This window comes from Streptomyces sp. NPDC005195 (genome assembly GCF_040608315.1).
GTDB classification, from domain to species: domain Bacteria; phylum Actinomycetota; class Actinomycetes; order Streptomycetales; family Streptomycetaceae; genus Streptomyces; species Streptomyces kaempferi.
In genome coordinates, this window is sequence record NZ_JBEXHZ010000084.1 from 1 (window position 1) to 13265 (window position 13265).

Annotated in this window: 10 protein-coding genes; 5 read left to right on the forward strand and 5 right to left on the reverse strand. The window is 68.4% G+C overall.

Annotated elements, in window-relative coordinates; genetic code table 11:
* Positions 1–495, forward strand: a 495-nt coding sequence (locus ABZV34_RS34485; RefSeq protein ID WP_356285655.1) for an MFS transporter, incomplete at its 5' end; no start/stop codon positions are given.
* Between the two features lie 393 nt (positions 496–888).
* On the forward strand, positions 889–1368 hold the full coding sequence (locus ABZV34_RS34490; RefSeq protein ID WP_356285658.1) for a hypothetical protein: 480 nt from the start codon (positions 889–891) through the stop codon (positions 1366–1368).
* 38 nt (positions 1369–1406) lie between these two features.
* Here the strand turns inward: ABZV34_RS34490 and ABZV34_RS34495 are convergent, their stop codons facing one another.
* Positions 1407–2429, reverse strand: coding sequence for an aldo/keto reductase (locus ABZV34_RS34495; RefSeq protein WP_356285661.1), 1023 nt, complete (start codon positions 2427–2429; stop codon positions 1407–1409).
* Between the two features lie 260 nt (positions 2430–2689).
* Here ABZV34_RS34495 and ABZV34_RS34500 point away from each other — a divergent pair, with 260 nt between their 5' ends.
* Positions 2690–3532 carry a helix-turn-helix transcriptional regulator gene (locus tag ABZV34_RS34500; protein WP_356285664.1) on the forward strand — a complete coding sequence of 281 codons (843 nt, stop codon included), beginning with the start codon at positions 2690–2692 and terminating at the stop codon, positions 3530–3532.
* Between the two features lie 162 nt (positions 3533–3694).
* On the forward strand, positions 3695–3934 hold the full coding sequence (locus ABZV34_RS34505) for a hypothetical protein (protein WP_356285667.1): 240 nt from the start codon (positions 3695–3697) through the stop codon (positions 3932–3934).
* Positions 3935–4215: 281 nt separating this feature from the next.
* On the opposite strand, the gene ABZV34_RS34510 is transcribed toward ABZV34_RS34505, so the two are convergent.
* The 4 genes from ABZV34_RS34510 to ABZV34_RS34525 all read right to left on the reverse strand — a co-directional run bounded on the left by ABZV34_RS34510 (position 4216) and on the right by ABZV34_RS34525 (position 12678).
* Positions 4216–4605 carry a PASTA domain-containing protein gene (locus ABZV34_RS34510; protein WP_356285670.1) on the reverse strand — a complete coding sequence of 130 codons (390 nt, stop codon included), beginning with the start codon at positions 4603–4605 and terminating at the stop codon, positions 4216–4218.
* A gap of 259 nt (positions 4606–4864) precedes the next feature.
* Entirely contained in the window at positions 4865–9139 is a 4275-nt protein-coding gene (locus ABZV34_RS34515; RefSeq protein WP_356285673.1) for a discoidin domain-containing protein, read from the reverse strand.
* A 708-nt stretch (positions 9140–9847) separates the two neighbouring features.
* Positions 9848–11950, reverse strand: a complete 2103-nt coding sequence (locus tag ABZV34_RS34520; RefSeq protein WP_356285676.1) for a SpoIIE family protein phosphatase — start codon at positions 11948–11950, stop codon at positions 9848–9850.
* Between the two features lie 584 nt (positions 11951–12534).
* Complete coding sequence (locus ABZV34_RS34525; protein ID WP_356285679.1) at positions 12535–12678, reverse strand: hypothetical protein; 144 nt, start codon at positions 12676–12678, stop codon at positions 12535–12537.
* 244 nt (positions 12679–12922) lie between these two features.
* Here ABZV34_RS34525 and ABZV34_RS34530 point away from each other — a divergent pair.
* On the forward strand, positions 12923–13265 hold a 343-nt coding region (locus ABZV34_RS34530; RefSeq protein WP_351725867.1), incomplete at its 3' end, for a cbb3-type cytochrome c oxidase subunit I.

Here is a 13265-nt window from a genome sequence, read left to right on the forward strand (position 1 = left end):
CTGGCGCTCGCGGCGATGCGGCCGGGCGCGCTCCTGGGCTCCGTGCTGGCCGGCCGCCTGCCGAGCCGGTTCGGCCACGGCGCGGTGCTGGTGTCCGCGGCGGCACTCGGCGACAGCGTGTTCCTGTGCGCGCCCGCGGTGCACGGCTCGTCCGCGGTCACGGTTCCCGCACTGCTCGCGATCAACTTCGTGTTCGGGACCTCCAACCAGTTGGTGTCCGTCACGGTCATGGCCGTCCGGCAGGCCGTCACCCCGGACGGTATGCAAGGCCGCGCGGCCGCTACGATCGCGTTCGTCGGCATGGGGCTGACCCCACTCGGCTCGCTGCTCGGCGGATATCTCGCGCAGGAGTGGGATGTGCGTACCAGCCTCCTGGTCACGGCCGCGGGCATGACACTCTCCCCCGTACTGATGGCCTTGTCCCCGCTCGCCCGCCTGGGACGTGCACTCCCGGTCTCACAGGATGCTCCCGCCACGAAGGTCGAAGTCACGTGATCAACTGATCTCGCCGGGACCGCCTTTGGAGAGAAGTCAAGGTTGCCGGTAGCCGGGGGCGGAGCACTTGCTCTTCCAAGACGGTGATTTGACGCACCTATTTTTCGCCTGCCTCACCGATAGCGGGAGAATGCCCTCCCCTGAGGCGAGCGAACTCGCAGGCCCGATGGGCGATCACCGTCGTCACCGGCGAAAGCTCCTCGAAGTCCGGCCGGTGCGGACGTCAACGAACCGGCCACTCGCCGCGGTCGGAGGATCCGACGCGAGCGCGTCATCCCCGCACGGCGCCGCCGGACGATTCTCCGACGTGAATGCGGTCGTTTCACTTCAGGAGTCCGTCGCCTGCCGCTATGTTTCTCATGTCCATGACAGCTACAGAAAGGGTCTCTCGGCATGTCTGATCGCAGATTCGTCGTGTCCCGGCGCAGCAGAGCCATCGCGGTGACCGCTGCCCTCGCCGCTGTCTTCGTCGGCGGACCCGCCCCGGCCGCTTTCGCCGGGGCCAGTTGTTCCATCGCCGGCTGCTCGTCACAGGTCAACGACTCCTCGCTGGGCGCCACCGCCCTCAAGAACTGGTGTCTTGGCGGGAATTCGACCGGTGACATGACGACGACGCAGCCCACGTGTTCCAGCGACAACGTCGCCCAGAAGACGTACTACCTGTCCTCCGGAGGCGGTCACACGCCCTACAGCGAGGACTGGGACACACTGCGGATCGACGCCGGTTACTGCTACAAGGTCAAGTTCATCATCGACCTCGCCCCCGACTTCACGAGGACCTATGACCGCAGGGGTACGTCGGCTGCCTGGGTGAAGTCGGCGGACAACGCCGACGCGCACATTCAGGGACAGAGTTCCAGTTCCTGCCCCTGACCGCCGGAGCCGTTCTGTCTCCCTGAAAGCTCCTGCCTTCAGGCGGCGGTGCGCTCGCCGACGGGACGACGGCGGAGGCTCACCTGCTGAAGAGCCGGAGGCACGTACGCCTGGTCGAGCGTACCGATGTCGGTGCCTGGTGGGACGATCCCGTCGATCCGGTCGAGGAGGTCGTTGGTGAGAGCCACGTCGATGCCGGCGAGCAGGTCGTCGAGGTGGCTCATCGTCCGCGGCCCGACGATCGCGCTGGTCACGCCGGGATGGGTGATCGCGAACGCCATGGCGAGGTGGGTCAGCGGCAGGCCCACCTCGTCGGCCAGCGAGATGAACCGCTCGACGGCGTCGAGGCGGCGCTCGTCGTTGAGGTGCTGGAAGAAGCCGGCGCGCCGGAGCTGGTTCGGCCGACCCCTGCGGACGCGCCCGGTGAGCAGTCCCTGCCCGAGCGGCCCCCACACCAGCGTGCCCATCCCCCACCGCTGGGCGACCGGCAGGACCTCGCGTTCGATACCCCGGTTGAGAAGCGAGTACGGCGGTTGCTCTGTGCGGAAGCGTTCCAGACCACGCCGCTCGGCCACCCACTGGGCCTCGACGATGTCGGACGCCTGCATCGTGGACGTCCCCACCGCACGGACTTTCCCGCTCTGGATCAGATGGGAAAGAGCGGAGAGCGTCTCCTCGATGTCCGTGGTGGGGTCCGGCCGGTGAATCTGGTAAAGGTCGATGTGATCGGTCTGTAGGCGGCGCAGCGAGTTCTCGACCGCGGTCACGATCCAACGCCGCGAGGCGCCCTGCTGATTCGGATCGTCACCCATCGGGCGGCTCACCTTGGTCGCGAGGACGACATGGTCCCGTCGCCCCTTGAGCGCCTTGCCGACGACCTCTTCGGAGTCGCCGTAGGCGTCGGCGGTGTCGACGAGGTTGATTCCCGCGTCCAGCGCCTTATGGATGATGCGAGCCGATTCGTCGGGGTCGGGGTTGCCGACGGACGTGGCGAACATCAACGCGCCGAGCGCAAAGGGGCTGACCTTGATTCCGGTCCGGCCGAGCGTGCGATATCGCATGGGAAATTTCCCTTTCGTCGTAGGAAGATCTGCGTATGCGGGAGCGCCGATGAATACACGGGCCGGATATAGCCGTCGTGTGGATACGGCAGGTGGCACGTGACGTCTCTTCGGCGCTCGTCCCGTCACCCGTGCGGGACGCGCCCGTCCGCCGAGCCGGTCTCCAGCGTGCGGCAGTACGGACCCCGGCGGGAGAGACCTCCTCATCCGGGGACGGCCGGTCCCTGGCTGCGCCCGGCGTCCCGAGGCATGGTGGAGGCGTGGACAGAACCGAACTCGCCGACTTCCTGCGTCACTGCCGTACCCGGCTTGCCCCCGCCGACGTGGGGCTCTCGCAGGGCGTACGGCGACGCACACCGGGGCTGCGCCGCGAGGAGGTGGCGCAGTTGGCGGGCATGTCCACGGACCACTACACGCGACTGGAGCAGGCGAGGGGCTCACGCCCGTCCCGCCAGATGCTCGCCGCCGTCGCCCGCGCGCTGCGACTGACCGGCGACGAACGGGACCACCTCTTCCATCTGGCCGGCGAGGAGCCTCCACGCCACCGGCCGACCACGGACCACGTACGCCCCGGCCTGCTTCTCGTCCTCGACCGGATGACCGACATTCCCGCCCAGGTGATGAGCGACCGCGGTGACGTCCTCGCGCAGAACGCGATGGCCAAGGCGCTCCACGGTGACGCGTCCGCCCGACCCGAGGCGGAGCGCAACGTCGTCTGGCGCTATTTCACGGACCCGTCCGCGCGCGAGCTGTTCCCTGCCGAGGACCGTGACCGCGCCGCCCGCACGTCCGTGGCGGATCTGCGCGCCACCTACGCCCGCCGCCCCGACGACGTGCGCCTGGCAGCGCTCGTACGACGGCTCCGCGCCCACAGCGAGGAGTTCGCGGCGCTGTGGGACGCCCACCACGTCGCCGTACGCCGCACCGACGTCAAACGCTTCCTGCATCCGGTCGTCGGCCTGCTGGAGCTGGACTGCGAGGTACTGCTGAACCCGGAACACGACCAACGGCTGATCGTCCACACGGCCCGTCCGGGCGGCAGATCCTACGAGCGGCTGGAACTGCTGCGCGTGATCGGCCTCCAGAATCTGACCCGGGGCTGAATCGCTCCGCCGAATCCGCCCGCGCCCGAGGCATCGATACGGGACGGCCCATTTCCCTTATGGTGCAAGGCCGTTACGCGGAAAACCTCTAGAAATTTCCTGGAGTTGGCCGGGCTAGCCTCCCCTTGCGGTGGACGGACCGCCGCGGAGGAGGAGAAGGACATGCGATCTCGACTTGTGGCATCGGCTGCCACGGCAACCACCCTCGCGGCCCTGGTGCTGACGTTCGGGCTCGGGGGAACGGCCCAGGCCGCCGCCCGAACCCCGGTCACAGCGGCGGAGTGCGCCGCGACCGGCGGCCTGGTCATCCCGCTGGGTCTGGCCGGAGCCGTCTGCGTCTGGCTCGGTCCCCATGGCTGGGTCGACGCGGACTCGGCTCAGATCACGGACATCCACTTTTGATCGGGCAACCCAGCGGCGGCATGCGCGGCTGGGGACGCCCGCCCGGCTCCGGGTTCGGTGACCTCCCGCGCGTGCGTTCAGGCTCTGTCTGCTGCGCTACGGAAAAGACGCGGGCGAATCGTCCCAGAATGTCGGCCTGTTGTCGTCCCGGGGCAGTCGCACCGCGGGCGGTCGTACCGCGGGTCGTCGTACCGCGGGTCGTCGTACCGCGGGTCGTCGTACCGGTCGCCGCGGTGCCTGTGTCTGCGCGGCCTGACGTTTCGCCGAAGGGGTGGGGCGGCTCAGTGGCCAGGGACGGTGATCGTCACCGTGGCGCCGGTCTTCAGCTCGGAGTCGGGGGCCGGGGACTGGGCTGTCACCTTGAGGGAGTCGTCGCCGATTTCGGAGTCGTCGGTGAAGGCCATGCCGTAATCCAGTTCCGCGAGTCGGTCGCGTGCGTCGGCGACGGTGAGTCCGGTGAGATCGGGGACGATACCTTTCGCGGCGGTCGGGCTCGGCTTGTCGTGGGACGTCGGGGAGACGGTGGCCGGTGCGGGTGACCCGCCGTCGGTGTCCTCGCAGGCGACCAGTGAGGCGAGTGCGAGCAGCAGCGTGGCGACGGGCAAAGCGGCGAGGCGGACAGGACGAGGGCAGACGTGGCGCATGAAGGACTCCCCGTGAATGACGCCCATGGACGTTCCGTGGCGCGCCGGATCTCAGGGTGGCGGCCCGCCGTCACCCGGCGCCATACGCAGAGCGGCGTAGCCCCGCGACCAGGAGAACACCTGCTCGAGCGGCGCCGCGATCGCCCGGCTCCTGGGGCAGAACGGCAACAGCGGCACCTGCCGAAGGGTCCGGTGGCGCCGTCGGCGAGTTCCGTCTCCTCGGACACGACAGTACGGGGCCGCCCTCGCTGAGGGAGGCCCCGTACCGTTCGTCACTGTCCGGAACTCACTCGGTATTGATCTTGAACGTGCTGGTCGTGTTGCGGATGTCCTGGGCGTTGCCGCTCATCCGCAGGTTGCGGAAGGTGGCTTCGCCGACGGCGGGACCCTGACCGGGCTCCGGCAGCTCGTTGGCCCAGATGCCGAATCCGGACTTGGCGTCGAAGGCGTCCCCGCTCTTCTTGGAGTTGGTGATGGAGATGTCGGTGAAGATCGTGTCCTTCACCGGGAACTGCGGCTGGCCACCGACGTAGTTGGTCTGGAACATCACGCCTCCGTAGGTGGAGTCGTCGATGTCCACATCGTTGACCCGTATACCCTGGAATACCTTGGAGGCCGAGAACGCCCAGATGGCGGGGAAGACCTGCGAGCCCCAGAAGTGGCCGCCCGTCCTGTCCAGGGACACGTTCTCGATCGTCGTGGGGTCGGTCCCGAAACCGTTCATCGGGTAGCCGAAGTCCAGCGAGGAGATCGTGATACCGGAGTAGACCAGGGTGTCGGCGACACGGATGTTGCGGAAGGTGTTGGCGTAGCCGCCGTAGACGGCGATGCCTGCCGCTCTCCAGGTGAGCGTCGATGTCAGGTTCTCGTAGAGGTTGTTCTTCTCGTCGGCGCCGCCGGAGTCGATCGCCGAGAAGAGCGCGAAGCTGTCGTCGCCCGTGGCGCGGGCGTCGTTGTTGACCACGTGGTTGTCCGTGGAACCGTTCGTCATGTTGATGCCGTCGGCGAACGTGTCACGGATGCGGGAGTTCTTGATGGTCATGTTGTCGGTGTTGGCGCCCCAGTAGAGGCACACCATGTGCTCGACCCAGATGTTGTCGATGGTGATGTCGGAGACGTTGGAGAAGTCGAACACCTTGCCCGGGCCGTCGATCCGGGACGTGTAGTTGCCGAAGTAGGAGAAGCCGGCGAACGTCGATCCCTTGGCGCTCGCCTCGGCCCGGAAGCCGACGTCGGTGTTCTCCTGCGAGGAGGGAGCGTGGAAGCGGGTGAACCACGGTCCGGCGCCGACGACCTGGACCGCCTTGCCGTAGACCTGGAACTTGCTGGAGGTCTCGTAGTCACCGGCGGGCAGGTAGACGCCGACGAGCTTGCCCGTGGTGTCCATGCGGACCTTGTCGAGCGCGTTCTGCACGTCCTGGTGCGCGAAGCCGGCCGGAACCGTGTAGGCGGCCGGGTCCGGGTTCGCGGCGGCGGTCGCCTGCTCGGTGTTGACGAAGTCGATGTCGTAGTAGCTGGCGCTGTTGGCGGCGTCCTTCTGGAGCCGGATCTTGGAACCGGCGGGCACGGTCTTGCCGAGCAGCAGGTTCGCCTCGTCGTAGATGTGGCGCGGTGCACCGGAGCCGGGCGAGTTGCCGGGCGCGGTCTCGTTGCCGTACAGCCAGGCGTACTTCGAGGTGAGGTCGATCGCCTTGAGGAACTGGCCGTCCACGTAGACGTTGAGTGTCGTGTCGGTGCCGTCCGGGATCGAGAAGCGGGTCACCAGGCTGTTGGTCGCCGCGCGGGTGGTCCACTCGACGTACTGGCCGGTCCCGTTGAGGGTCACCGCCTTGCGGCCGCTCGCCTCTCCGGCCGCGTCGCCGATGGTCCGGTTCGGGCCGACGACCTTGGCGCCGCCCCCGACCGTGCCGTCCTCGGCCTCGTACATGTCGTACGGCATGTCGGCGCCGCGGCCGACGAACAGGGACTGCGTGGTGGTGTTGTTGGCCCGCTTGACCGGCAGTTCGTTGGCGTCGTCGGCGATGACCGTCTTCACGGTGTACTTGCCGTTGACGCCCGTCCACGAACCGAGGCTGACCGGAGCCGTCGTCTGGCCCGAGGCGATGACGCCATTGTAGGAGCCGCTGAGCGTCTTGACGGTGGCGCCCTTGGAGTCCTGGATCGTCAGGGTGACGCCGTGGGCACCGGAGGCCGAGCCCGTCGTGCCCTGGTTCTTGATCGCGACGGTGAACTTGACGTCGTCACCCGCCGAGGCGCTGGAGGGAGTCCAGGAGACCGGCGCTGCGACCAGGTCGGAGCTGGAGACGGGCTTGACGACGAGGGCGTCCGAGCGGGTGAAGACGTTGTTCGCGTCGTTCTGCTCGATGACCTTGTTCGACGGGTCCACCTCGGCGCCGACCGGGTAACTGCCCGCGTCCCGGGCGCCGATGCTCGCGGTGACCGTCTTCGTCTCACCCGCCGCGAGGGCGGGGACGTCCGCCGTGGCGACCTTCGTTCCCCCGAGGGTGAAGTTCAGGTCGGTGGCCTTGGCCGCCTTGGTGCCGCTGTTGGTCACGGTCGCGGTGAGGCTGACGGCGTCCGACTCGACGGGAGCCGCGGGCGCGTTCGTGATGCCGGTGACCTTGAGGTCCGGGTTGGCGGCAGGGATGCCGATGACCTGGAACTCGGCGACCTGCGCGCCCGGAGCACCGGTGTTGGAGGTGAACTTGAGCTGGATGTCGGCGGCGGAGCCGGAGACCGGGATGGTCACCGTGTTGCCGCTCGCCGGCGAGAACGTGTAGTCCTTCGCCGCCGCGAGGCTGGCGAACGTCGTTGCGTCCTGGTCGCGACCGAGTACCTGGATGTTCTGTGTGCGCGTCGACCAGGCCGCGTCCGGACTGAGTTTGACGACGATCTGGCTCAGATCGGCGTTGGCGCCCAGCTTGGTGGTGAGAGTGGCCGGGTAGGCGCCACCCCCGCTCTCCCAATAGGTGCTCGTCAGACCGTCGTTGGCGTTGGCGGCGACGTACGTGAAGGTGTACGAGGAGGCCTCGATGGGTTTGCCCTGGGCCAGGTTGGAGCCGCCACCCGAGCCAGGCCTGGTGACGCTGTTGCTCGGCACGGACACGTTCCCGGCGGCGTCCTTCGCCTTGACGTAGTAGGTGACCGTGGCCGCGGCCGACGGGGTGTCGGTGTACGTCAGCACGTCACCCGTGACGGACTTGACGAGCTGGTCGTTGGCGTAGACGTCGTAGCCGGTGACCTTGACGTTGTCGCTCGACGCCTGCCAGGTGAGCTTCACGTCGCTGCCGGACTGTGTGTAGGCGAGGTTGCCGGGCGCCGTGGGGGCCTGGGTGTCGCCGCCCGATCCCTTGCGGGTGACGCTGTTGCTGTTGGAGGAGACGTTGCCCGCGGCGTCCTTGGCACGCACGAAGTACGTGATGTCGGTGCCGGCCGGCTGGGTGTCGGTGTACGTCAGCACGTTCCCGGCGACGGTCGCCCGCAGTTGGCCGTTGGCGTAGATGTCGTAGCCGGTGACGCCCGTGTCGTCGCTCGCGGCGCCCCACGTCAGCTTGATCTGCCCGGTGGCCGGCTCGGTGTAGCTCAGGTTCGACGGCGCGGTGGGAGCCTGGGTGTCGCCGGTCGCCGGTCCGTAGACCTCGAGTTCGGACAACTGCCCCGCCGGCCAGCCGGTGTTGGCGGTGATCAGCACGCGTACGTACCGCGTCGTGGTGGTGTCGAAGCTGATGGTCGCCGACTGGTCGCTGCCGCTGTCGAAGGTGTACGCCTTCGATGCCGTCAGATCGGTGAAGTTCTGGTTGTCGGTGGATCCCTGGATCTTGAGCGTCTGACTGCGGCTCGGCCATCCAGTGGGCAGCCGCAGGGCCACCTGGTTCACCTTGACCGAGGACCCGAGGTCGACCTGGAGCCACTGCGGGAACGCGTTGTTCGTACTCTCCCAGTAGGTGGCCCGGTTGCCGTCACCGGCGTTGGCCGCGCCGTAGACGTCGGCGTGCCCGCTCTCGCTGAAGGGCTTGCCCTGGGCAAGGTTGGGGGTCGAGGCGGCGGTCGTGAGGACCTGCATCTCGGAGAGCTGGGCGGTGGAGGCCACCGAGTTCCTGCTGAAGTCGGCCCGTACGTAGCGGGCGAGAGTCGCGGGGAAGGAGACCTTCACCGTGTTGCCGTTGCCGGGGCTGAAGACGTACTGCGCAGACGACTTGAGCGTGGCGAAGCTCTTTCCGTCGGCGCTGCCCTGAAGCGCCAGCGTCTGCTTACGGGTCTGCCAGGCTTCGGGCAGACGGAGCACGACCTGGCGGACGCGCTTCGTCCGGCCGAGGTCGGTCTGCACCCACTGGGCCGACTTCTTTCCGGCCTGCCAGTAGGTGTCGGTGTCGCCGTCGGTGACGTCGGCGGCCGCGTGAGCGCGGAGGGCGCTGCCGGCCTTGGTCGCGGCGTCCGCGGCGGCGTTGGGGCCGCCGGCCGCGTGGGCGCCGATGGCGGGCATGCCTAGCACCATGACGGTGGAGGCGAGCGCAGCGGTGGCTGCGCGCCGTCTCCAGGATCTGGGCTTGTGTCGAGTCATGCGAGGTCACTCCCTGCGGAGGTTCGCGCGCCGGAGGGGGCGGCGAGGTCGGCTCGTTCCTGGGCAGAGCGGTGGCGCGGTACGACAGGACCGAAGGAGCTGCCCGCGCAGAGATGTGTGATCTCCACGCGAATATGAGTGCGCAGCTTCTTGCGTTCTTTCATCGCAATATTGCAGAGCCCTGTGAGTCCGTCTACTGTCAGGACGCCACAAGTTTCACCGACCGCACCCGCGCCTCAGTGGTGGAGGTGTGATGCGGGCAGCCCTCAGGCCGATGAGCAGGGCAATGAACGCGCCCCGGGGGGACCCGAAGGCGAGACGGGGCCCGCGCACTACTTCCGTTGCGGGTAGCGCACTTGACAGAGCGAGAGTGTCCCGAACATCCCCCGTGGGCCCACCTTCACCCGAGCCCGCGACGCTCGCCCCCGGCGTCGGGCCACGCCCGTCGAGACCTTGCGCCACACAACGCAAGTTAACGCAAAGAGCGCAAGTTCTTGCGCGAGTATGCGTCTTGCTGAGGGGCTCCCTCGTGCGGATCACGCGGCGATCGCCTGCGGAAGTGGTCTGCCGGTTGCGGAATGGCGTCCCGGATGACGTTCACGACGCTCGCACCGAGAACTCCTCGCCGGCACACCCCGGCCCGCCTCCCGGCGGGAGGAGTCACTCGTCTGCCGCGTCTCGGCGTCCGCCGCGGAGTCGGCGAGTTCGTCACTCGGACTGCTGCACAAGGGGTTGGGAGAGCGGCTGTTCAGTCCAGATGATCTTGCCGGATCCGGTGTACCGGGTACCCCAGTGCTGAGCGAGCTGAGCGACGATGAACAGGCCGCGGCCGCCTTCGTCGAGGTTCCGGGCATGCCGGAGGTGGGGTGCGGCCGGGCTGGAGTCCGAGACCTCGCAGGTGAGGAACCGGTCTTTGATGAGACGCAGTTGTACGGGTGGAGCGCCGTAGCGGATGGCGTTGGTGACCAGCTCACTGACGATGATCTCGGTGGCGAGGGAACTGTCGGAGAGATTCCAGTCGGCGAGTTGCCGTATCGCTCGGTCCCGGGCCAGGGCCACCTCTTCGGGGCGTGGGAGGACGGTCCAGGTGGCGACCTGGTCCTCGCCGAGAATCCGGGTGCGGGCCAGCAGCAGGACCGCGTCGCCCTCGGGGCGATCGGCGGCGCGGATGGAGTAGACGGCGTCGTCACGCAGTTCGTTCAGGGAGCGCTCGTGGTCGGAGAGCACCTTGCGCAGGCGGTCACGGGCCGTTTCGAGTGAGGTGGCGCGGTAGGCCTCGAGAAACCCGTCGTTGTGCAGCGCGACGATGCTGCCTTCGGCAAGCCGTGTCCGGGCTGCGGCGAAGGGCTCCTCATCGTCGCCCAGGGACGGGCCACGGGGGACGTCGGGAATCGCGCTGGTGCCGTCCGGGCGGACGAGTACCGGAGGGGGGTAGTCGGCGCATGCCATCGTGCACTCACCGTCGAGCGGGTCGTAGACCACGTACGTGCAGGCGGCTCTCAGCGGTTCGTCGCGCATCGGGTCCGCGGGCGGCAGGGCGGACCGTTCCGCCGCGAGACGGATCATCGTGTCGTTGAGGCGGGCGAGGAGTTCGTCAGGATCCAGATCCAGTGCGGCGAGCGCGTTGATCGCCGTACGCAGCTGGCCCATGGTGGTGGCCGTGTGGATGCTGTGTCCGGCCACCTCGCCCACGGTGAGGGCCAGCCTGGCACTGGACAGCGGAATGGCGTCGAACCAGCCTCCGCTCACCTCCGCCGGCCGGTGGAAGTGGGCGACCTCGGCGGCCGTCTGGGAGACGTTGCCCTGCGGCAGGAGGTGGCGTTGCAGGGTGAGGGCGATGGTGTGCTCGCGGGTGAACCTGCGGGCGTTGTCCAGACATACGGCGGTGAAGGTCACCAGTTCCCCCGCGAGAACCACGTCGTCCGCGGTGAAGGGGTCGGGGCGCGCGGAGCGGTAGAAACCGGCGATGCCGAGCACCGCTCCGCGCAGCGCGATGGGGGTGACGATCATGCAATGGACCCCGGCCTCACGCAGCACCCGGCCCCGTTCCGGGTCCGCGGCCAGCCACGAGGTGGTCTCGTCCAGCGTGACCAGGCGGGGTTCGAGATCGCTGAGACTCTGTGTATAGGGCGTGGGATACGGAAAACGGCTGGTCCCGCCCGCCACGAACGCCCCCGGTCGGCCCGTCGCCGACCTGAAGGCGGTGCGCTGCATCGGCTCGTCGCCGAAGAGCGGCCCGAGCGGGGGTTCGTTCCCACGGATCACCGTGTCCAGCACATCCAGCACCACCGCGTCGGCGAACCCGGGTACGGCCACGTCCGCGAGTTCGCGGCAGGTCGTGATCGCATCGAGAGAGCTGCCGATCCGCTTCCGGGCCGCGTCGCGCACGGCCGCGCGTGCCCGCTCGCGCTCGTGTCCGGTGACGTCCGTCAGGGAAACCACAGCGCCCAGTACATGGCCGTCGCTGTCCTGGAGGCGGAACACGGAGACCGAGTGGACATACTCGGCGCCGGTTTCGGCGGTCGGACGACCCCGCACGAGACGGTCGAGGACCGGTACGCCGGTGCTCAGCACGGAGCGCGCCATCGTCTCCACGCCTTCGGGACTGGTCGTACTGAGGGCCTCGGTCACCGGTTGGCCGAGCAGACCTTCGACCGCGGTACCGCAGTCGCCGCGGGAGAGGGCGTTGACCCGTTGGATGCGGAGGTCGGTGTCCACGATCAGCAGTCCGACCGGCGCCTGCGTGAACAGAGCCTCCAACAGCGCCGAACCGAACTCGTCGCCGACTTCACCGCCGCGGTTCCCGGCCACCCGCACCTCCCCGGGTCAGCCGCCGTCTCCTGGGGCCCCGTGTCCGGCCCGCTCGCTCGGCGCGGCGGACGGCGGCAGTACGTCCCACGGTGCCGGCGGCAGGTGTCCCGAGCAGGCTTCCGACCTCCCGGCTCCATTCGGACACCGCGCTGTTCGCGCTCACGGCAAGGAGGCGTTCTCGCCGTCTCATGGCCGAATCACCTCCGCTGATGCCCGGCTCCACGACCACACGGGCCCGCACCGGTCACGTACGCCGCACGGCCGCTTTCCGCACCGCGCCATGGGCGCACCACACCTCTCCAGCCTGCCCCCAGCCGTCGCGACCCGCCATCCGTCCCCCGGGACCCGGCCGCCGTCCTCGTCGGTCGCAGGCCGGGATGACCGGGTGCCGCGAAACCGCGGGGCCCCGGCGACGCGGGGCCCGGGGTGATGGTGAAGCGGTTCACTCCGTGGAGCACGGCCAGGGCCCCATGTGGGAACCGGAACAGCAGGACGCCCCATGCCTCGATGCCCCGATGCCCCGCTCAGTGGACACCGGCTGGTGGCGGTCCCGCCCCACAGCAACCCGATCCGGACGGACCTCTTCACCGCGCGGCCGGATCGTCCACCGATTCCGGATACAGGTGATTGCCGTGCCACTCGTCGTGGGCGTGAGCGATGTGGACGTTCTCCGGCTCGTGCGCATAGTTGGGGCGGCAGGGCCGGTGGTCGCCCGCGCGCCTGCTCACGAAGGGGCGCCGCAGGGTCCCTGTTCAGGTGGCGGCCGGTCGGCCCGTCACCGCCATCGAACTGGTCTCCGAACGTCCGGCCTTGGACGTTCCGGCCGCTGTCCGGTGCTTACTGTATTCGAGTTGGATACCAAAGCGATCGGTTGAACAGTGGCCGCTCAGGGCGTAGGCCCTCGCTTCCAACAGCGAGGATGGCCGGCAGACGAGAGCCGTCGGACCACTGTCAGCTGGGGAGCAAACCGCCTTGAGCATGCGCAACGAACCTCGTGGTGCCACGGCATCCGAGGACTCTTACGAGAGCGAGCTGCCGGTCAGGCGCGAGCAACCCGGCAATGTCGTGGTGAAGTGGCTGACGACCACCGACCACAAGACCATCGGCACCCTGTATCTGACCACCTCGTTCGCGTTCTTCCTGATCGGCGGTGTGATGGCGCTGCTGATGCGCGCCGAACTCGCCCGGCCGGGGATTCAGATCATCTCCAACGAGCAGTACAACCAGGCGTTCACGATGCACGGCACGATCATGCTGCTGATGTTCGCGACGCCGCTGTTCGCCGGCTTCACGAACTGGATCATGCCGCTGCAGA